Source organism: Photobacterium arenosum (assembly GCF_014841115.1).
Lineage (GTDB): Bacteria > Pseudomonadota > Gammaproteobacteria > Enterobacterales > Vibrionaceae > Photobacterium > Photobacterium arenosum.
The window spans coordinates 1-21619 of the sequence record NZ_JACYTP010000018.1 but is presented as its reverse complement, the minus strand read 5'-3'; the positions used below and the strand labels follow the sequence as shown (position 1 = coordinate 21619).

General features: G+C 54.0%; 17 protein-coding genes and 1 tRNA gene. 6 read left to right on the top strand and 12 right to left on the bottom strand.

From position 1 onward, the window contains the following. Positions 1–6 precede the first annotated feature (6 nt). The gene (gene csdE / locus IFO68_RS19995; protein WP_192017554.1) at positions 7–444 is read left to right on the top strand and encodes a cysteine desulfurase sulfur acceptor subunit CsdE; all 438 of its coding nucleotides are present in this window, start codon (positions 7–9) and stop codon (positions 442–444) included. A gap of 25 nt (positions 445–469) precedes the next feature. Here csdE and tcdA read toward each other — a convergent pair whose 3' ends face one another. Both tcdA and mltA read right to left on the bottom strand, forming a co-directional pair. Further along, positions 470–1276, bottom strand: a complete 807-nt coding sequence (gene tcdA, locus IFO68_RS19990) for a tRNA cyclic N6-threonylcarbamoyladenosine(37) synthase TcdA (protein ID WP_192017553.1) — start codon at positions 1274–1276, stop codon at positions 470–472. Positions 1277–1330: 54 nt separating this feature from the next. Next, entirely contained in the window at positions 1331–2527 is a 1197-nt protein-coding gene (gene mltA, locus IFO68_RS19985; RefSeq protein ID WP_192017606.1) for a murein transglycosylase A, read from the bottom strand. Between the two features lie 335 nt (positions 2528–2862). On the opposite strand from mltA, the gene IFO68_RS19980 reads away from it, so the two are divergent. Beyond that, positions 2863–3090, top strand: a complete 228-nt coding sequence (locus IFO68_RS19980) for a hypothetical protein (RefSeq protein ID WP_192017552.1) — start codon at positions 2863–2865, stop codon at positions 3088–3090. A gap of 21 nt (positions 3091–3111) precedes the next feature. Here the strand turns inward: IFO68_RS19980 and IFO68_RS19975 are convergent, their stop codons facing one another. Further along, positions 3112–3495 carry a DUF2850 domain-containing protein gene (locus IFO68_RS19975; protein WP_192017551.1) on the bottom strand — a complete coding sequence of 128 codons (384 nt, stop codon included), beginning with the start codon at positions 3493–3495 and terminating at the stop codon, positions 3112–3114. Positions 3496–3712: 217 nt separating this feature from the next. On the opposite strand from IFO68_RS19975, the gene argA reads away from it, so the two are divergent. Next, positions 3713–5038, top strand: coding sequence for an amino-acid N-acetyltransferase (gene argA, locus IFO68_RS19970; RefSeq protein ID WP_192017550.1), 1326 nt, complete (start codon positions 3713–3715; stop codon positions 5036–5038). A gap of 39 nt (positions 5039–5077) precedes the next feature. Here the strand turns inward: argA and recD are convergent, their stop codons facing one another. The 4 genes from recD to IFO68_RS19950 all read right to left on the bottom strand — a co-directional run bounded on the left by recD (position 5078) and on the right by IFO68_RS19950 (position 15731). After that, positions 5078–7210, bottom strand: coding sequence for an exodeoxyribonuclease V subunit alpha (gene recD / locus IFO68_RS19965; protein ID WP_192017549.1), 2133 nt, complete (start codon positions 7208–7210; stop codon positions 5078–5080). Beyond that, positions 7210–10854 carry an exodeoxyribonuclease V subunit beta gene (gene recB / locus IFO68_RS19960; protein ID WP_192017605.1) on the bottom strand — a complete coding sequence of 1215 codons (3645 nt, stop codon included), beginning with the start codon at positions 10852–10854 and terminating at the stop codon, positions 7210–7212. Before recB ends, recD begins: the two co-directional genes overlap by 1 nt. Before the next feature lie 357 nt (positions 10855–11211). Further along, complete coding sequence (recC, locus tag IFO68_RS19955; RefSeq protein WP_192017548.1) at positions 11212–14655, bottom strand: exodeoxyribonuclease V subunit gamma; 3444 nt, start codon at positions 14653–14655, stop codon at positions 11212–11214. Between the two features lie 104 nt (positions 14656–14759). After that, on the bottom strand, positions 14760–15731 hold the full coding sequence (locus tag IFO68_RS19950; RefSeq protein ID WP_192017547.1) for a TDT family transporter: 972 nt from the start codon (positions 15729–15731) through the stop codon (positions 14760–14762). A gap of 145 nt (positions 15732–15876) precedes the next feature. Here IFO68_RS19950 and IFO68_RS19945 point away from each other — a divergent pair, with 145 nt between their 5' ends. Then, positions 15877–16815 (top strand): LysR substrate-binding domain-containing protein, encoded by a 939-nt coding sequence (locus IFO68_RS19945; RefSeq protein WP_192017546.1) that lies wholly within the window; start codon positions 15877–15879, stop codon positions 16813–16815. On the opposite strand, the gene IFO68_RS19940 is transcribed toward IFO68_RS19945, so the two are convergent. After that, a complete protein-coding gene (locus IFO68_RS19940) occupies positions 16762–17445 on the bottom strand; it encodes a DNA-3-methyladenine glycosylase I (RefSeq protein WP_192017545.1) in 684 nt (227 codons plus the stop codon). The two genes, IFO68_RS19945 and IFO68_RS19940, sit on opposite strands and share 54 nt — an antisense overlap. A gap of 96 nt (positions 17446–17541) precedes the next feature. Here IFO68_RS19940 and IFO68_RS19935 point away from each other — a divergent pair, with 96 nt between their 5' ends. Beyond that, positions 17542–17844: a YebG family protein gene (locus IFO68_RS19935; protein WP_192017544.1), complete on the top strand. Its 303-nt coding sequence runs from the start codon at positions 17542–17544 to the stop codon at positions 17842–17844. Positions 17845–18100: 256 nt separating this feature from the next. Then, entirely contained in the window at positions 18101–19132 is a 1032-nt protein-coding gene (gene dapD, locus IFO68_RS19930; RefSeq protein ID WP_192017543.1) for a 2,3,4,5-tetrahydropyridine-2,6-dicarboxylate N-succinyltransferase, read from the top strand. A gap of 60 nt (positions 19133–19192) precedes the next feature. On the opposite strand, the gene IFO68_RS19925 is transcribed toward dapD, so the two are convergent. The 4 genes from IFO68_RS19925 to IFO68_RS19910 form a co-directional block, all read right to left on the bottom strand. Next, the gene (locus IFO68_RS19925) at positions 19193–19519 is read right to left on the bottom strand and encodes a DUF2799 domain-containing protein (RefSeq protein WP_192017542.1); all 327 of its coding nucleotides are present in this window, start codon (positions 19517–19519) and stop codon (positions 19193–19195) included. A gap of 86 nt (positions 19520–19605) precedes the next feature. Continuing rightward, entirely contained in the window at positions 19606–20808 is a 1203-nt protein-coding gene (locus tag IFO68_RS19920) for a multidrug effflux MFS transporter (RefSeq protein ID WP_192017541.1), read from the bottom strand. Between the two features lie 139 nt (positions 20809–20947). Further along, on the bottom strand, positions 20948–21265 hold the full coding sequence (locus tag IFO68_RS19915) for a hypothetical protein (protein ID WP_192017540.1): 318 nt from the start codon (positions 21263–21265) through the stop codon (positions 20948–20950). A 231-nt stretch (positions 21266–21496) separates the two neighbouring features. Beyond that, positions 21497–21573: transfer RNA gene (locus IFO68_RS19910), tRNA-Asp, on the bottom strand. Positions 21574–21619 lie beyond the last annotated feature (46 nt).

Here is a 21619-nt window from a genome sequence, read left to right as displayed (position 1 = left end):
GAGAGCATGACCTCAGTTCCATTCCCTTCGCACCCGTTTGGCACCACGATTTCTGCTGAAGATATTCTGGAGAAAATGGCTCAGACCAAAGGCTGGGAAGACAAATACCGCCATGTGATTCAGTTTGGCAAGCAATTGCCCGCCCTGCCGGAGACGCTGAAAAACGAGGAAGTGAAAATCAGTGGTTGTGAAAGCCAGGTGTGGCTGGTTCAGCGCTGTGACAACGGTCATTACCATTTCGCCGCCGATTCCGACGCCAGAATTGTCAAAGGGCTGATTTGCCTGGTGCTGGCCGCCTACGAGGGGAAAACTGCGGAGCAGATTCTGGTGTTTGACATCGACGGGTATTTCGAACAGCTGGGATTACTGGCACACCTGAGCCCATCGCGCAGTAACGGGCTGAAAGCTATTGTCGACGCCATTATCACTAATGTGAGCCGCTAAAACACGGCTCACGCAGCAGTGGCTGTTAACGGTGTTTTTCAATCAGTTTTTGCAAAATGCGGGATACTGCCACAAAACCGAAGGTCGCGGTGACCATAGTTGCCGCGCCAAACCCGGTTGCACAATCCATACGTTTCGGGCCTTCCGCCGTCGCTTTGGCCTCACAGACACTGCCGTCAGCCTGAGGGTACTTGAGCTGCTCGGTTGAGAACACACAGTCAATACCAAATTTGCGCGCCGGATTTTTGCTGAAGTTGTAAAAGCGGCGCAGCATATTGCGGATTTTCGCCGCCAGCGGATCCTGAATGGTTTTGGCCAGATCAGCGATCTGAATCTGGGTCGGATCAATCTGGCCGCCCGCACCACCTGTGGTGATCACCTTGATTTTATTTCGCTTGCAGAACGCCAGCAACGCCGCTTTAGGCTTCACACTGTCAATCGCATCCAGCACATAATCAAACTGACTACCTATGTACTCGGGGATGTTTTCCGGGGAAATAAAATCGTCAATCAGGTTCACTTTACAGTCCGGATTGATTAACGCGATCCGCTCTGCCATCACCTCAATTTTACTGCGGCCTACCGTCCCCGACATGGCATGGATCTGACGGTTGATATTAGTCACACAGACATCATCCATGTCGATCAGCGTTAGCTGACCGATACCGGATCGGGCCAGGGCTTCGGCAGCCCAGGAACCGACACCGCCGATACCAATCACACAGACATGAGCAGCCCTCAGGATCTCAACCTCCTGATGACCATACAAACGGCGGGTGCCGCCAAAACGCTGGTTATAATTGTCTGATGCTGGAGTGTCGGGATGCTGCATAACGGCCTGTCAGAGTGTGTTGAGAATGAGCGCGTTTTTATACGCGCTCTGCTGTCAGTTGTCCAGTCCCTGCGCCTGTTGAGCCGGCTGGGCCACAACAGCTTCCTCATGGAAGGTCAGCGTGGTATCCACCGGTGATATCACGGCTTCCTGACTGGCTTCGATTCTCTGTTCCGTCAGCTCAGCGTCGGTATCTGGTGTCAGTCCCAGTTTCCATACCCGGCCAAAATGCTTGTAATGACCGGCATCGATGCCGGCCTGAGCGCCCATACCATGGTAAAGATCCAAATGGTTACGCTTGACTGCGCCGCCGGTATCCAGCGCCATCAGCAAGGTTAATACATGCTTGCCATTCCAGTTGCCGTCCGCATCCAGCTGGGGCACTTCAGCCAGCAGCACACTGCCCATAGGTAAGAATTCCCGGTCAGCCGCTACCGAAGCCATAGGTAACAGCGGAATACCCGCAGTGCCTAACACATCCAGCTCGTCGCGCGGACTAAAGAAGACATAAGACGGATTCTGCTCCAGCAACTCACGTACTGTGGCATCATCATGCTCACTGACCCACTCAGCGATCGCTTTCAGAGACATTTTCTCTCTTGGCACCTCACCGCGCTCAATCAGCACTTTACCGATACTGACATAAGGATGGCCGTTCTTACCGCCATAAGCAAAATACTGCAGCTCGTCATTGTCCTCGAAGTGAACAAAACCGCTGCCCTGCACTTCCATCATGAAAACATCCAGCTTGGAGGCGGAATACCCCAGCTCCAGCCCCTGACCAGCCAGTGCACCATTGTAAATCTCGGCACGGGTCGGGCACTGGCCGTTACATTCTGGCAGCGCGTAAACCGGGTATTTGAACCTGTCGTCCTGCTCGTGACGCAATTCGATCACCGGCGAAAAGTAACCGGTGAACATCACATTACCGTAACCGTCACCGCCGCCCATCTGCTCAGTCGTCAAACCGTACTGAGAGAAAGATGTCGGATCGCCGCTGTTCGCCGCCCAGTCGTTAATCTGCTGATACAAATTCTGATAACGCAGCATCATAGAAGGAGAACGGGTGAGCACTTGTTCCGCTTGCGCTTCGAAGCGGCTGTAATCGCGAGGTTTATCCGATACCACATTGGTGACCGGGTTCAGCAGATCATCAAACTCGCCATCAAGGTATTGCTGGCCGCGGTCAACCGGTCGGGCACACGCCGCCAGGCCGAACACACAGGAAACGAAGGTCAGTTTTCTTAGCAGGGAAAGTTGTTGGAACACAGAAATGCCTTAGTAATATCGACAGGTTAACGCATGGCAGGTCATCTCAAACATACCATGTACATATAAAGCCACAATGTTAGGCTGTTTTATCATAACCAATGTCAAAGTCTTGTTTTGATTGTCACGAAAGATTAATAATACGCATTGGATGTCATATAAGTGTCACAATATAACGGTTTAATAAAAACGTCATACAAACGACATCATTGCCCAGCCGACAGACAATGTCAGCATGGCAACAAAACGACAAACAGCAATGCGAGCACCTTTACGGGTCTTAAGCCCCAGAGCATGACATTTCAGGAAGGACTGGCATGAACAATCAGTTTAAAATTGGCAAAGAAACCTTACTTGATCCAAACGCTATTGAATATCAGTGGATTCGCAATCTGGCCAGTGACGGTAATTCTCCGCAACAAATCAACACTGTGATCCAGCGTTGCCTTGGCGGCACAGCCCAGACTGCGGATACACTGCGCAAGGTAGCCTTGAATAAACTTCCGGTCCACCAGCTTTTTTCCCGCCTCAAGGAAGAAGAATAAAGCGGGTGACCCGCTGGGGATTTACGAGCCCTGTTTGGTTTCTTGCCGTGCGAACGAAGACACATAATGCGCAGGCTGCTGGCGGATGAACTGACCTTCTTCAAAGGTATAACGGTAAGTATCCTCTCCCATGCGGTAACGTAACTGGCTACCGTCCCATTCATAGGTGGTACTGACCAGACGGCCTGACACATAGACACCATTAGCTCTGAGTTCGAACTGGTCCGCGGCGTAGGGCGCCACGTCCTGCTCTATCCAGGTGCCGTAAATAGTTGGCTCTGGCGTAGGGGAAAACCAGTCTCCTTTGGCTGCCCCCACCGCAATAAAGCCACTTAATGCAAGGCCACTCACCAAGATAAACAGTACTGTGGCTGCCTGCCACCGGGTGTAATTATTGAATGCCATTAACATTGCCAGTCATCCGCACGTTCTACAACTATACGCTTATCTGGCGTCGCTTCGGCGCATCGAATAAGTGCGTAATGTCAGAATGGGATCTCGACTCAATATTTTCCTTCCGGCGCCGCGCCTCCTGAGTGATTTTCATGCTTGCTGCGCAGAGGATAAACAGGCAACATGCAGGCATGCTTGATCCCTATTAATTATTGTAACGGAAGACAGAGTGAAGCTCAGAAGCACTGCGCTGGTGAAAGGCTTTCGCCAATCAGCGCCTTATGTAAATGCCCACCGCGGCAAGACGCTGGTGATTATGCTGGGCGGTGAAGCCATCGCCGATAACAACTTTCGCAATATCGTTAACGATGTTGCTCTGCTGAACTGCCTCGGGCTGCGCATCGTGCTGGTTTATGGCGCTCGTCCGCAGATCTCTCACCTGCTCGATATGCACGGGTACAGCACCCCGTACCATAAAAGCGTCCGGATCACCGATGAACGTTCGCTGGAAATTGCCAAGCAGGCCGCGGGTCAGCTCCATTTAGATATCACAGCCCGCTTCTCTATGGGTCTGAACAATACCCCTATGGCGGGCTCGCAGATCAATGTAGTCAGCGGCAACTTCGTCATCGCCCAGCCTTTGGGCATTGATGACGGTATCGATTATTGCCACAGCGGCCGCATCCGCCGCATCGATGTCGACGGCATTAAACGCCAGTTGGATCAGAACAGTATTGTACTGCTGGGCCCGATTGCCAGCTCGGTCACCGGAGAGTGTTTCAATCTGACTTCGGAAGAAGTGGCAACTCAGGTGGCAATCCGGCTCGAAGCCGACAAACTGATTGGCTTTTGCTCTCACCAGGGCGTGAGGGATGAAAATGATCAAATCGTTTCTGAAATGCTTCCCGCTGAAGCCGAAGCCACACTGCAGCGACTGACAGAACAAAACAAAGCCGATTCAGGCACCGCGCGTTTCTTGCGTGGCGCGATGACCGCTTGCCGGGCCGGTGTGCCGCGCAGCCACCTGATCAGCTATAAAGAGGATGGCGCACTGATCCAGGAGCTCTTCTCTTTTGACGGGATAGGTACGCAAATCGTCATGGCCAGTGCTGAAAAAGTCCGGGGCGCGAACATAGATGATATCGGCGGTATTCTGGCACTGATCCGCCCGCTGGAGCAGGATGGCATTCTGGTTCGTCGCTCCCGCGAACAGCTGGAGCAGGAAATCAAACAATTTACGGTGATCGAACGGGACGGCCTGATCATCGGCTGTGCGGCCCTGTATTCCTTTATGGAAGAGCAGATGGGCGAGATGGCCTGTGTGGCCGTTCACCCTGACTATCGCGACGGTGACCGCGGCTCTCTGCTGCTCAACCGCATTCGCCACCAGGCACGCACTCAGGGGCTGAAACAACTCTTTGTGCTGACCACCCGCAGTCTGCACTGGTTCAGGGAACACGGTTTTGTCGAAATCGATGTCTCTGATTTGCCTATGGCAAAACAGGCACTCTATAACCTGCAACGCCGCTCAAAAATCCTGACGCTGGCACTGTGAGCCGCTACCGCCAGTCAAAGACTGGCGGATAAGCAGCCCTCAGCTTAAGTTGGCTTCCAAGCCACTGGCCCGCTCAATACAACGCTGGATACTGCGCTGCAACACCTCTGGCTGAGCATACAGGTACAGTCTTTCCCTGGCCCGGGTAACGCCGGTATACACCAACTCCCGTGTCAGGATCGGGCTGAAATCCGGCGGCAGTATCATCAGGGTATCGGCAAATTCCGAGCCTTGCGATTTATGGATTGTCATCGCATATACCAGTTCGTGATCCGGCAGACGACTGGGCAGAAAACTGCGAATACTGCCGTCCGGCATATCGAAATACACCCTGAGTGCCAGACGGCCTTTACTGTCAGTCCGCCCCTCAGGGTCTGGCATCGCAATACCAATATCCCCGTTATACAAGCCCAGACCATGATCATTGCGGGTGATCATAACCGGCCGCCCGACATACCAGGTTTCCTCGCCGGGGGCGATCAGCCCCTCTTTGGCCAGTTGCCGCTCAATGCGTGTATTGAGACCCTTCACGCCAAAATCCCCTTCCCTGACCGCACACAGCAGCCTGACGCTGGCAAACGCCTGCAGTACCTCACCGGGCTCTTTACCCTCAGTAATTGCCTCAAGATAGCGACGATAAAAAACAGACATCTGTTTGATCAGACGCTGGTAATGCTCGGTACTGAGCGGGTACTGATGAATATCGGTAAAATTCTGTTGCCACACAGTCGCAAGCCTGTCGGGCAGGCCGCTGTTGATGGCTTTCGCCAGTTGCCCTATGCCTGACAATGCATGAAAACGGTAGCTTTTTTGCAGGACACACAAACAATCAGCGACCGGACTCTGCCCGCCTGACGGCCCGGCCGGCAACACAAAGCCCGTCATCTCACTCAGTTGTCTGGCTTGTCCGGCACTGTAGCCCTGACCGGAAAATGCGCAGATATCCCCCAACACAGCGCCCGCCTCCACCGAAGCCAACTGGTCTTTGTCGCCCAGCAGAATCAGCTTGCAGTGAGCAGGCAGTGCTTCCAGCAGGCGGGCCATCATAGGCAAATCGACCATAGAGGCTTCATCCACCACCAGCACATCGGCATGCAGCGGATTCGCAGCGTGATGCCGGAAAGAGGCCCGGCCCGGAATGGCGCCGAGCAAACGGTGCAAGGTACTGGCCTGGGTCGGAATGGCCGACTGAATCGCCGGTGGCACAGGCAAAGACTGAACCGCCTTGCCGATCGATTCGGTCAGGCGTGCGGCCGCCTTTCCGGTCGGCGCCACCAGCACAATATGGGGCACTTTGGCTGAATCAAGCGTTTCTGTATCGGGTTGCGCCTGCATCACTAGCGCGGCCAGCAATTTGGCGACTGTGGTGGTTTTCCCTGTTCCCGGCCCGCCGGAGATCACAGCAAACTGACGACTTAGGGCGGTGGCGGCCGCCACTTTCTGCCAGTTCAGGCAAGCGTCATCCGGGATCAGCCGATCAAGCGCTACCAAATCGGAAAAGCGCTGCGCCTGACACAGCACACTGTCTATCTCAGCCCAATTCAGAGTTTCCGCTGCCACCACATCCAGCTTATCGCACACCATCATCCGGCGCTGCTCCGCGCTGTCATTGCCGTTACGTCGTAAATCAGCCAGAGCGTCATAAACATAGCGATAATTGCGTGAAAACAAGGTGTCCAGCATGCCGGCCTGGCGGGCTCCCCGGACATTCCCCTGCCCGGAAGAGACCAGCAGCCGCTGCGCGACAGTCTGTTCATATTGCCAGTAACGATGCAGATACAATCGGTTGTCGATCAGCACCAAAGGCGTGGGCTGAGAACCATCGGACACGGCAGCGGACTGGCTCAGTACAGCTGGCCAGCTGGCTGGTAAACGCCAGGCGGCCGGCAATGCCGCCAGCAGCGATTCAGCCATCTCTCTTGGCAGCCCCAAAGGCGGGCTGGTCGCAGTCGCCAGCGGCAGGCAAACATGGCCGCGCCCCAGCTCCTGACTGAGCCAGGCCGCAGCCAGGGCCAGCACCTGTTGCAACGCTTCATCATCCTGTCCGTTAACCGACTGACAGATAAACTTGGCAAACTGGCTATCCAGCGGCCGCAGCGCGCCCTGACGGGTCAATCGCTCAAGCTGGCCGATAACAGCAATATCATAGGTAGTGTGGCTTAACAGACTCATCAGGCTGGCTCTCCCTGGCTAATCTGACCATCGATCAGCTGTTCAAGTTCGCTCAGCAGCGCATGGCTTGGCCGGGCATGAAAAATACCACTGTTGTCTTCTGCCCGTACGCCACGCAAAAACAGGTAATACACGCCGCCAAAATGCTGCTCATAATCGTAATCGGCTTTTCGGCTTTTCAGAAAGCGGTGCAGCGCCAGCGCATAGAGCTGATATTGCAGATCGTAGCGGTGCTCGCTCATCGCCGTATTCAATGCCTCACCACGGTACGCCTCATGGGTGTCTCCCAGCCAGTTCGATTTCCAGTCCAGCACGTAATATTTCCCCTGATACTCAAACACCAGATCGATAAACCCTTTCAGCATCCCGCTGACCGTAGAGAACCCCAGCTCCCCTGCTTTTGCCGACAAAGCATCATGCCGGGCCAGCGTTTTGTTCAGCAAGGCCGATGACAGCAGGTGAATCGGCAGCATGAATTCCATCTCGACCAGACGTTGCTGGGGCTGAAGGGCGCCAAGACGCAAATCCTGACCATCCAGGGCACAGTTCAGTACCTGGTTCAGCATTTGCTGCAGTACCGGCAGCCACTCGGGGTCGTAATTTTCCTGTCGCAGTAAATCACTGATGACCTGGGTGGTGGCAGCACTGTCGACCGCATCGGTGAATTCAATAGTCTCGAACAGGCTGTGCAGAAAGGTTCCCGGCCTGGCGCCTTTCGGGAAGGTAAACACAGAGCGCTCAGGCGCGGCAACGGCCATTTCACTGTCCGGGTCATCCAGCAGGTTGTCTTGCGATGAATCGGTATCAAAACCGGGTAATTCGCTGGTGGCGTCCAGCGCCGAGTGGCCCTGCTTCACCAAAGCGGAATAACTGGTGATCCACCAGTTGTGCTCGATGGGATGTGAAAAGCGGGCCGCTTGCGGCACAGGCTGCTCGCTCAACGCCGGTTGCCAGAGCGACTCAGGCAGCGCGGGCGGGAGCTCCACACGGATATCCTCACTTTGCGCCAGCGTATTGAGTGCCTCAGACAGCTCGGCCAACCCGCCTTCTTTGCCGTTCTGAATCAGATAACCCATTGCAGACAGGTGCAGCCCGGTGGGTTCTTTGGTACTGCGTCCATTGCGCAGCGGCGCCATGCCGACATAACAGCCATAAACAGCCCGGGTCAGCGCCACATAAATCAGACGCAGATCCTCGGCCAGTCGCTCTTGCTCGGCCAGAGCCAGGCTGCGCTCTTGGCCACTGATATCCAGCACCGCCTGCTGAGACAGCGGATCATGGAACAGCGCTGTTTCGGTGCTGCGGTAACTGCAGACAAACGGCAGAAAGACCAGCTCGTATTCCAGCCCTTTGGATTTGTGGATGGTGACGATTTGCACCAGATTACTGTCGGATTCCAGCCGCAATTGCTGTTCATCACTGTTACCGTTCGGCGATGCCATGTGTTCAGCCAGCCAGCGGATCAAGGCCTGATCACTGTCCAGGGTCTGACTGGCCTGCTGGAGCAGCTCGCCCAAATGCAGTAAATCCGTCAATCTGCGCTCACCGCCGTTTTCACCCAGCAGACGTTCGGCGATCTGGCGGCGTGTTAAAGCATGACGAATCATAGGGAGTACACCGCGGCGCAGCCACAGGCTGCGATAGTCACGAAACTCCGCAATCCAGCGCTCCCACTCGTCTTCTTCGTTATTCAGCCTGTCGAGCTGAAAGGCACTGAGCGCAAACAGACGGGTGGCCAGGGCGGCCCGCAAGGTCGTTTCCTGCTCCGGGTGCAGTACGGCCACCAGCAAGCGAAGCAAATCTGCCGCTTCCTGGCTGGCAAACACACTGTCGCGGTTAGACAGGTACACACTGGGTATCCCCTGAGCAGCCAGTACCTGGCGTACCAGCGCCGCTTCTGAACCGGTACGCACCAGCACAGCAATATCACCGGCCGACACCGGCCGCTGCTCGCTGCCCTTAACCAATAACGCCTGGTTATCCTGAGCCTGAGTCAGAATGGCCTGAATCTGCGCTGCCGTCGCATCCGCCATCGCCTGCTGATATTCACCTTTGCTGACCGGGGCGTCGGCGTCCATCTGCCACAAACACAGTGCCGGCTGACGCTCACCGTTGAGCTGCCAGTGCTTGCTCTGCGCATTCGGGCTGGGCTGAACGGGCAGAAACTGGATATCGCTGTCATAAATAAACGGGCTGTCCGGCAGTGCAAACACCCGGTTAGCTGCTGCCACCATGCCGGCGGTCGAACGCCAGTTAATGCCCAGCGTATAGTGCGCGCTGACCTGGCGCCTTGCCCGGATGTAGGTAAAGATATCTGCACCGCGAAATGCATAGATCGCCTGTTTGGGATCGCCGATCATGAACAATCCCGAGTCCCTAGCTGTATGAACCGGTCCGGCCTGATCATCAGGCAGATACACAGTGCTGAAGATCTGATACTGAAGCGGATCGGTGTCCTGAAACTCATCAATCATGGCAACGGGATACAAATGGCGGATCCTGGCTGCCAATGCGCCTTCGCCGCTATCTTTGTCCGTCAGTAAAGCCGCCGCCAGCTGAGTCAGCAGATCATCAAACGACAGCCAGCCTTTGCGCTGCTTGGCCTCTGCCAGCAGCTCCCGGCAGGCCTGAATCGCATGGGCCAGAATCGGCTCCCTGACACTGGGCTTGGCAGCCAGCAAGTCATGAATGGCGGCAAACACCGGATGCTGCGGCACGGTGCCCTTGGCGGTTTTCTCTTCCAGCACCGCCTGATCAAATTTTTCCAGCGCCTTGGGCAAGCTGTAATCCAGCGTTGGCTGGCTTGACCACAGTCCCACTTCTTCAAGCGCTTTAGGCAGGCTGGTTTTGGTATAGCTGCGTTTATTCACGCCTGATTCACTGATCAGCGCCAGAAAATCTGCCGCGTGCTCGCGCCAGCCCTGCTTTACCGCCTCAATCCGCTGCAGATTCTGCTGATGCAGCTGCGTCAGATCGCCCGACAGCGGCGGGGCCATCAGTGTGACCGGGGCGCCGGACAAAAACGCATTGATATCTTTGAGCAGCTCTGCCGGTGCTGGCCAGCAACGACGGATTTCGTTCGCCAGTTCGCGGGGCAGAGGGTAAAAATAGCGCCGCCAGTAATCCGCCGCCACCTGCGCCCGCAGCTGGCTTTCTTCGGTAATGAATTCATTGGAAAACAGGCTGCCTGATTCGAAGGCATTTTGCGTCAGCATACGCTGGCAGAAACCATGGATGGTGAAGATCGCCGCTTCATCGATCTGCCTTTCCGCCTGCAGCAGCAAGGCCGCCGATCGGGCATGATCCGGCAGATCACGCAGCAGAGCCGCCAGCACAGGATCATCACTTATGCCGCGGCTGAAGGCGATCCTGGCATCATGAATACGGCGACGGATCCGGTCACGCAGCTCAGCCGTTGCCGCTTCGGTAAAAGTCACCACCAGTATCTTGTCCACCGTCAGAGGCTGCGGGTACGCGGTATTGGCATCACCGTGTCCCAGCAGCAAACGCAGGTACAAGGTCGCTATAGTAAAGGTTTTCCCTGTCCCTGCCGATGCTTCTATCAGTCGCGTACCGTGCAGCGGAAACACCATAGGTTCCAGTGTTTGCGGCATGATGGCGGAGACATCTGTTGATGGGGTCAAAGTCATGATCGTCAACCGGTTCCTGTTGTCAGGCTCGCTGCGGCTCATGCACTCACTCCATAAGCCGCAGCGACAATAATTTAGGTTTCAGGCAGCATAAATGATGGAAAGCTGCCGCTGGTTTCAAAGCACTGTGTGATCTCTGACTGATTAGCTCTCAGCCAGCGGATTCTATTCTGATTCATCTATCACTATGGGATACGTTTCACATTTTCAGTGCCGGGCTTTCGGTAGTATCGCTGCCAAGAAATTTGGTCTACCTCTGGACCTTGTGGCCGACCGGTGAACACCCTACACCTTATAACGATTTTGCCGGCGGCCACCTCGCACCTTTCTCCTTTCTCCTCGCACCTTCCACTAAGCTATCTCTTCAAGATGCATCAACACAGGCTGTAACACCCGCCGCGCCCAATCCATTGCCTCAATGGCAAGATCGTCCTGCCAGTTCGGCCAGACCCGAGCGATGTAAGCATTGCTGCCTTCACCGCTGAACAGATAACTGTCGTTAAACACCCCGGCCATTTTGGTGAATGCTTTTTCCTGACTGTCTTCATCTGTCAGCCAGTGCCCGCTTTTGTCGCGCAGCGCCTCCAGGCCGGCCTGCGCCGTTCGCGGAAAATAAGGCAAAGGGGATGACTGTCCGGCCAGATACCCTTCTGTCAGCATAGTCAGTTGCTCCCTGGCGTACGCTGCCTCAACGGGCCGCAGACGAACATGCTTGTCAATACCCAGTATATGGCTATCGGCGGTTATCCCCTGTACCGACATCGCCAGATGCTCCAGCCAGGCATGAACAAGATCCTGGGTCCGCACTTTGCCGGGCCTGAAGTGAATCACTCCAGACGCAGTATAATGGCAGATCCAGCCTTGTAACCGGCACTGCCCGGAAGAGATCGCCATCGGCAGGTCAATTTCCGGATCCTCGAGTGGTGAGGCAAGCAAACCGGCAATTCGCTCAGCCAGCGGGGCTATCTGCTGTTGTTCCTGCTCCAGAGTCAGCTCACCAAATGCCGCAATCGGCAAGGTGCCGGCCGCCTGCTGCATTGCCTGAAAACGGCTCATCGCTTCGGGGCGGGTTTGCGCTTCGAGCATAGTGGTCAGCAAATGTGCCCGCAGCTGATAACTCTGCAGGCCATCGAGCGCAAAGGGCTCTTCATCCACCATGGCCCCAGCAGCGGCGTCAAAATACACCTTGAGACGCCGGTTAAAAAAGTACTGCACCGGCAGGCGCCAGAAGCGCTGCAACTCTGCCATTTCAATCACAGGCAGTGAGGCGGATGACTCCGCCAGATCCGTCAGCGCAAACGGGGACAGCGATTGCGACAGAAAATCCACAGTGTCGACCGTGATGCGCCGTGCCGCGGGCAGCCATTCGGCGGCATAGCTGGGCAATGTTCCCAGAAACGCCTGCGGGCTGAACGGCGTCAGTGGATGGTGGTGAGTCAACCAGCGGATCAGACGCTCCGCGGAGTCTTCAGGAGGCAGCGCGCTGTCTCCCTGCAGACAAAAACCCTGCTGGCAATAATCCAGTAACTCACTGAGCAGGACGGAAGGCATTTTTTCGCTGTTATCCTGAATAGAGCGCCCGACATAACTGATGTACAGCTGCTGCTGGGCAGACAGGAGTGCTTCCAGAAACAGGTATCTGTCATCGTCGCGGCGAGAACGGTCACCGGCGCGCTGGCGCCCCACCATCAGATCAAAGCCTTCAGGGGCAATCGTTCTGGGATACACACCATCATTCATTCCCAGCAGACAGACCACTTTAAACGGGATCGAACGCATCGGCATCAGGGTACAGAAGTTTATCTGACCGGCCAGAAAGCGCTGACTGACACGCTCGCCGCTCAGCTTGTCATTGAGGTAATCGCGCATGATCGCTGGCGTCAGCGCTTGCTGATAACCGGCATCATCCAGCTGTTGCTCCAGTTGCTGCAGCTTTTCCCGGATCAGACGCAGCACCAGTTCGCCTTCAGTATCGACACTGAAAAAGTCATCCAGCAGCTGATTCAGCACACTGAACCACTCGACCGCCGAATGCGGCTGATTGAGTACCCGGCGGTAATGGATTAGCTGCTCAACAAAGACACTGAGCTGACCGGCCAGTTCGGCATCCATGCCCTGCACTTCATCATAGGCCAGTATCCCCTGATACAAACCCGCCTGCGCCGGCATCGCATAGCCAAGCAACATACGCTGCAGCCCGAACAGCCAGGTATTTTGCTGCTGCACCGGCAGTGAAAATTCGCTCGCCGTGTCGGCATCCAGTCCCCAGCGGATCCCGGCTTCCTCAATCCAGCCCTTTACCTGCATGAAACGATCGCTGTCGAGATTAAACCGCTTCATGATGGCCGGTACTTCCAGCAATTCCGTCAGCTCAGAGGCATGACAACGGCTATTGGGTAAATCCAGCAAGCGCAGACAGGCCAGCAGTACGGGGTTTTCCTGATCGGCACTGCGGTCAGAAATGGAAAATGGCAGGTAGCGCTCAGACGGCGCATTACCGAAAACGGCCTGAATATAAGGGCTGTAGGCATTGATATCGGCAACCATGACCACGATATCGCGTGGCGACAGGCCGGGATCGGCATCCAGCATCGCCAGCAAATTATCATAGAGAACTTCCACTTCCCGCATCGGTGAGTGGCAGACGTGCACCGACAAAGAGCGGTCTTGCGCCTCAACCGGCTGTTTGTGCCGGCTGTCGGCCAGCAGCTGGTCATTCACTCTGTCTTCCAGATTCAGGATGTCCGACTGAATGCTGTGCAGCAGGCTGTCAGACTGAATATCGACAAACGCATCAACTTCATAGGCCTGTAATTCCGACAGCAGATACAGATTGTCCCGTCCCAGCTTACCCAGTGAGGCTAACAATGTGTTGCCAACTGCGGCATCCTGATGCGTTTCGTCAATCAGGTTATCTTCCAGCGAGCCTTTGAGTATCCCCACGGCCCCGGCCTTCTCGCTGTGTTGATCCTGCCAAATCACCTGCTGACGCTGCTGCGCTGCCAGCCGGGCCAGATACTTGCGATCTCTGACATCCCCCCAGTAGTGGCGACAAGGATTGGTAAACATCAGGTGCACATCAATGTGCTGCCCCAACGCCGCCAGGGCATCCATATAGCGTGGCGGCAGCGCTGAGATACCGAAGACAAACAGACGCTGAGGTAATCCATCCGGTAGCTCTGTCCCGGACTGGGCGTAATGCGTCAGCGTTTCAATAAACTGCTGATACAAATTAGCGCGGTGGTATGGCGATTGCCCCTGCGCCAGAATGTGGTCATACAGCGCCTGCCATAACACCGGCTGCCAGGGGTGATCGCCCGCCAGTTCAGGATCAATGTGCCCCGCTTCCCACTCCTGTATCCACTCCGGCCGGTACACCAGATACTGATCAAAAATGTCGGCAATTTTTCCGGCCAGCTGAAAACGGCGCTGCTGATGGGCATCCTCTGCAAGGTAACGCGCCAGTGGCGCAAATTCCGGCTGCTCCAGCAATCCGGGCAGCACCTGCATCAGCGACCAGGTCATGGCGTCTTTATTGAAGGCACTGCGTGCCGGCACGTCCTGCAGCACTTTGGTGAACATGTCCCAGATGAAGGTCGCTGGCAGCGGAAAAGTAATATTGGCGGCCACGCCCAGCGACTGGGCCAGTTCGAGTTTGAGCCATTGTGACATGCCCGGACTCTGCACCAGAATCTGCTCAGGGATAAAAGGGTCTGAAAGCGGATCCCGGCGGATCAGCTCAACCAGCAAAGACTTCAGCAGATCCAGCTGGTTGGAATGGTAGACAGTAAACACGCATCAGGCTCGCTGGCAGAGAATAATGCCATGATTGTCTACCAAGGCACGCAGGGTGTAAACAGCAGTGCCTGTGATGACCGCCGACCTTTCGCTTCAATGCATTACATCGCTGCTCTGCGATAGCCTACCTCAGCGGTACAATAATGGGCCAGATAGCGCACTATGACATAACTGACCACCACAGTAGCGATTAACAGCTCGGCCAGAGCCAGCACCTGAACCTGATGCGCGTAGTCGGCCAGCAGGGGCTGAGTGCTCATCCAGTGAGCCGTTTTGTACAAGGCCGTCGCCCCGATCACCATAGGGAACGTAAACGCGGCATAAGCCGGACTGAAGGGTAATCGCAAGAGTCTGAAGAAGGCCAGATAAATCACCAGCGTCATCAGCAATCCGATACTCGCCAGCAGTGCTACCAGTAACACTGAAGGGTGCGCCGTCACTGTCAGATAACCCGCCAGTGACAAACTGGCCGGTGCCGCCAAAATCGCAATGGTCGGCTTGGCCGCATCCGGTACTTGATGACAGAAAATCAGCCGGTATAACATCACGGGCAGCATCAGGGCGTAAGCACTCAGGCCAAACACCATCAAGCCCTGCGCCAGGGGTGCCAGCGCCCCACCCGGAAAAGTGACATCGGCCACTATGATACCGACAGGCGGCACAAACCAGCTGGGCACCATATGGTGCAGCTCAAACCGGCTCAAGCGGTGGAAGACAAAGCAGGCTAAAAACGCCAGATGCAAGACCACAGCCGCCAGCCACAATACTAACCCGGCAAGCGGCAGATATGTCGCCAGCGCATGAGAAACCACCATGAGCGCCATCGAAAAAGTAGGCACGACACTGCCGACCACAGGGTGCTTCAAATCCTGCCACAGTAACTGAGGATGTAAAACAAACTTCAGCGTCAGCCCCAGCAGCATCACAGCGGCAATGACGGCACTGCCCGTTTGCGCCATACCGTGAAATGGCGCCGCATTCTCCCAGCACCAGCCCAGGCTGGCAATGGCCAGAGCCAGCCCGGCCATGGGTGTCGGCATCAGGGTAAACCGATTTTTCCAGGCTTGATTCATGATTTGCTCTCCATCACATCCGATTCGTTTTTTGTTCTTTTTGTTCTTTTTGTCGATAGAGGCAGTGTACTTCTCTCGCATGGTTTAGAATAATTGAATAAATTTAAACAATAGTTAAATTTAATTTAACTAATAAAGAGCGACTATGAACATTGCGCTAAAACAATTAAGAGTCTTCGTTGCCGTGGCACAGGAAAAAACCATTACTGCTGCCGCCGAGCGCCTGTTTCTGACCAAGCCGGCTGTCAGCATGGCGCTGGCCGAGCTGGAAAAACAGCTCAGCCAGCCACTGTTTGATCGCCATAACAACCGGCTGACCCTAAACAGCGAAGGCAAGCGCCTGTTACCTCTGGCCGATGAACTGCTCCAGCGTACCCAGAGTATTGAACAACTCTTCGCACAAACCGGCGCGTTGTCCGGCAGCTTGGCTGTAGGTTCCAGCGATACCGTAGGTAATCAGCTCACGCCTTTTCTGCTGCGGGATTTCAGGGCGCAGACAGCGCATACTGACCAGTCACTGCTGATCGGCAATACCGCGGCAATCGTGAAAAAGTTAGGTGATTTTGAACTGGATATCGGACTGGTTGAAGGCCGGGTCACGGAAAAACACTTGGTAAGCCAACCCTGGCTTAAGGATGAGATGGTAATTATCGGTCATCCCGAGCACCCACTGCTGACCAGAAACAAGCTGTCTCTGTCAGATCTTGAACACTCGGAATGGGTACTCAGGGAAGCCGGATCCGGCACCCGGGATTATTTCCTGCATCATCTCGCCCCGGGAATTGATAACTGGCAGCTGGCCTTTGAGCTCAACACCACAGAAGCCATTATCAACAGCGTCGCCGCCGGACTGGGCCTGACCTGTTTATCGCGGCGCGCGGTCCATCATGCAGTACAGGAAAAACGCGTGGCTGAACTGCCCATCACGCTGAGCAAGCAGAGACAATACTGGCTGCTGTATCACAAAGACAAATACAACAGCCCGCTGTTATCTGCATTTATTGCATTCTGCCAGCATTGGCAACCGGGCTCAGATCCGGTTATCGCCGCCACTGAAGGCAATGATCTGGCTGATCTGACATAAAGGCCGGCCGGATTCCTGCTGCCAGTCATTAAACGCCGCCTGTGCCGCCGACAGGGAGCGCTGGGTGTCCCGACCGCCATCAATAATTCCGGTACTGCGCAGGTAAGCTTCAACATCCTGGCTGAGAATAAAAGTATCTTTGCCCATCACCCGCAATGTATAGGGGCCGGTATTACCGCCCAAACGCTTACCTTTACTTTTCAGATAGTGCCATAAGCCGATAATGTCATCCGATGGCCATGCTGCGACCATAGCGGCAAACGAGCCGTGCTCTTTCGCGGCTCGGTGAATCATGTACGCATTTTCCGGAATCGTCATGACTTTGCCGAGATGACGGATAATGGCCGGATCTGTGGCTTTTCGCTCCCACATTTCGTTCGGCACCAGCAATAACTTTTCTATATCAAAGCCAAAGAATACCGACTCAAAACCGTCCCACTTTTGCCTGACCACTTTCCAGCTCATACCAGACTGGAACACTTTCTGCGTAAAGGCGGCCAGCCAGCGATCATCGGCAATGGCGGTCAACGCCTCTGCACTAAGCGGGGCCGACAACAAGCTTTCCAACGCCGCCTTGCCCCCTTTGCGATCAGCGGCACGGGTATAAATTTGTTCAAATTTTTCTCTCATGCTCACAAGAACACCTTCTGTCAGAACTCAGCACTGGACTATGCCTTTATCCTACTGTATAAAAAACCAGTTAATCAATATCTGGAGAGGGTGACCATGGCTGTTATCGTCAAATATGTAGTAGAGCGCAACGGAGAAGAGAAGATGACTTTTACCTCTAAATCTGAAGCTGATGCCTACGATAAAATGTTGGATATGGCTGACGAGCTGTTTGCTGTTCTGAGTGAAAGCAAACTGCTTGAAGACGAAGCCAAACAGGAAGAATTAGCACTATTCCTGGCACAAGAGCGTGAAAAAGTCCTTGTCGCTCTGGGGGCGAAAAAAGCCAAACCCGCCGCTAAAAAGAAAGCGGTAGAACCCGAAGCTGTGCAAGACGACGCTGACAGCGAAGCCGCCTGAGTCAGTCCCCTTGACGATGAATAATAAACCTCCGCCCGGAGGTTTATTTATTTCCGTGTTTATTCACAAAGACTGATTTTATATGTGGTTAAGTGCGGATTTTCGTCATTTCTCAGTCATTTTGCCATGAATGGCAGATTTCCCCTTCAATATCCCGCTCAGTCTCTTTATGATGGGAACATCTCACTTTTTCAATATCAGACAGACTGCCATACATTGCAGTCGTTATCCCTTTTGACATGGAGACCATTTCATCATGGCGACATTTTCTCTAGCCCTGGGTACCGCGACCAAAAACCGTGACGGTAAAATCATCGAAGCTTTCTTCCCGACCCCACTGCTGAATCCAGCTCAGGCTCTGGTTGATGACATCGCAAAAGTTGTTGATTACCAGGAAGGTAACCAAGCCATTGAGATTACCCCGGCTCAGGCGGCTGAACTAGCCGGTGCTTTCGCAGCGAATGGCGAGCAAGCCAGTGCTGGTTTTGCTGAAAAAGCAGCACAATCCAGACAGTCTCTCGTGGTAGTCATTCTGGCTGCTGATACGGCGCCGGCTTCTGTTGCTGAAGGCTTCCTGAAACTGCAATTGATCTCTCAGCGACTGGTTAAGCCTCATGGTCTGGTACTGGACGGTATCTTTGGTTTGCTGCACAACATTGCCTGGACCAATAAAGGCCCGATTGATCTGCCTGAACTGGCAGAGCGTCAGATTGAAGCTCGCCTGAGCGGCGAGGTGCTGAGCGTCGATTGTGTTGATAAATTCCCGAAAATGGTCGATTACATAGTCCCGGCCGGCGTGCGAATTGCCGATACCTCCCGTGTTCGCCTCGGCGCTCACGTCGGTGAAGGTACCACAGTGATGCACGAAGGCTTTATCAACTTCAATGCTGGTACAACAGGTGTGAGCATGGTTGAAGGCCGTATTTCTGCCGGTGTTGTGGTCGGCGATGGTTCCGATATCGGCGGCGGCGCTTCTATCATGGGTACCCTGAGTGGCGGCGGTAAAGTGGTCATTGCGATTGGTGAAAACAGCCTGCTGGGTGCCAATGCCGGTCTTGGCTTCCCGCTTGGCGATCGTTGTACCATTGAGTCTGGCTTGTATGTCACCGCAGGCACCAAAGTAACTATGCTGGATGCAGATGGCAATGTCGTTGAAACCGTCAAGGCACGCGATCTGGCGGGCAAATCCGATCTGCTGTTCCGTCGTAACTCAGTAAGTGGCGCGATCGAATGTCTGACCAATAAAACTGCGGTTGAGCTGAACAGCGAGTTGCACAGCAACAACTGATCCTCAGTCACTGAGTGAAAGATCGCAAAAGGCTGCCAATGGCAGCCTTTCTTATTTGTATCAGTAACCTCTTTCCGCCAGCCCGAACTGGCTGGCATCTTGCCGGCATTCATCTGGGTAACCTGGGTTAAGCGCTGTGGTCACTGTTTTCTTACCCGTGCAGTACTCATATCGCCCCTGCAGATAGCCCGCGCGGTATTTTTCATAATCAGATTCAGACATCACGCCAAGCCGGTCCAGGCGCTTTTTCTCCCACTCCTGATAACCATACTCTCCGTGATAAGCCCCCAGTTCCTGCCATTCACCATGCTGAGACAAGTTAGCCTCATACTGACTGACACAAGCCGATAGCAAAATAATCACCACCAAACAGATCAGCTGACGCATACGACCTCCTCAGCCAACTGCGATCCGGTGTCTTAAGTATGGAAGAATATCTCTGGCGTGAGAAAGTTTCTCATCTGAGCCTTTTATCAAGGCTGGCTCAGTTCCAGCGATGCCTGCCGCCCTGATTCACTTCTTACCCCCAGATTCACCAATACGATCCCAAGAAATGCGGCGCTCAGCAATACTGCCCCAAGATGCCAGGGCTGGCTGATCCCCATCTGTAACAGGCAATGGCTGATAACAGACGCCGCAACCATCTGGCAAGCCCCGGATAACGCAGACACAGTCCCTGCTTTTTCACCGTACGGAACCAAAAGCATCGACTGTGCACACGGAAAAGCAATGCCGTTTGTCATCGCCAGCAGAAAATGGGCCGCTGACATCCAGACCGGGTCTAACGGGGCCAACACATACACAGCGGCCGAGACCAATTGCATCAAAGGTGCCAGCTGCAACATTCTTGCTGTCCCCAACTTTGGCCGTAAGCGCTGACACAGCAAACCACCCAAAAGCAGTCCGCAAGCCGGCACCATAGCCCACATCGCATACTGGTCAGAGCTTATCCCTAACTGAACTTGCATAATGTAGGGCATCATGGAAATTGCCAGTACAACCATGGCAAAATTGATCCAGCCTATACCGGCAAATGTCAGGAAATGGCGGTCTTTAAACAAAGACAGGTAATTACCCGCAAGTTGCTTAACTGAAGGTGGCATGCCTGTTGTCTTTAAGGTTTCGCGAAAGCTAAATACAAGCAATAACCAAACCAGTGCGATGTAAGCAATAAGCAGCACAAAAACAGAAAGCCAGCCCAGATAATGATTAACCATACCGCCAATCACTGGGGCCATAATAGGAGTAAATGCGGCAACAATGGCTAACCAAGTCATGGCTTTCGCCAGATTTTGCTTTTGGTAGCTATCCCGGATTGTCGCCCTGGCCAGTACAGACACACTGCCGGCCCCACAGCCCTGAATAAAGCGTCCAAGCAATAATCCGGAAAACGATTCCGCTTTGAAAATCACCAGTGCAACACCGAACAAAGCTATCATTACCCCAGCAAGCAATACTGGCCGACGACCCAGCACGTCAGAAAGCGGACCGTAAACCAGCTGTGAGGGACCAAAACCTAAAAGATAAATGGCAACCAGAAGCTGTGTTTGATCTGAGGTCAATGTCAGATCCTGTCCAATCCAGGGTAACAATGGAAACACCAGGCCAAGACTGAGCTGACCAATACTGACAATCAAACAAGCAAATAACAGGGGTTTCCAATGGAATGCTGGCATACATTTCTCTATATCGATAACAACACAGATATTATGCCTGCATACTGGTCAGGAATAAGCCATCATTGGCAACAGGAGCTATGTCCTGACAGGAAAGAATAGCCGCACTGTTTTACGGCTATTTCATGAAGTGAAAGACTTAGGAGTCGGAGCTCTGTGCTTTTTGAATCACATAACGAAACGGATTAGTGAAAGAGAACTTGCTGCCCTGAGTGGTAACCCGCCCCTGTTTCATTGCAACCAGCACTTCGCGCTGTACTCTGACTAATGAAAAGAAACGTATCACCATAAACACAATAAATATCGGCATGATGATTTGCGCCATGGAGGCTGACTTTAACAAGAAATCATTCCCTAACCAGACCGCGAGCATCACCAGCATCAGGTACAAGGAATGCGGTTTCAGTGTAATAGTGACAGAATCAGCGGTTTCTTGCCGCTCGTAGAATAAACTCATGGCGAATTATCTTTAATCATCCCAGAAAAATTGCCCTAACCCTCTCACAGCCTCACACCTAAGGCAAGAGCTTAACCAACCAAATTGTAACCAGTTTCTACCTGCTAGAGCGGGCTCAGAACCAGACTGTTTCATAGCAGCCAGCAATTGGATATGAGCATAGTGCGCAGCACTTTTTGGGTCGCAGAAATGCAAAAAAGCCCCAGTCTGTCGACTGGGGCTTTCAATAATTGGCGGAGCGGACGGGACTCGAACCCGCGACCCCCGGCGTGACAGGCCGGTATTCTAACCAACTGAACTACCGCTCCGAAACTGGTTATTTTCAATGTGCTCGTCGTTATTCTGCATTCTTCA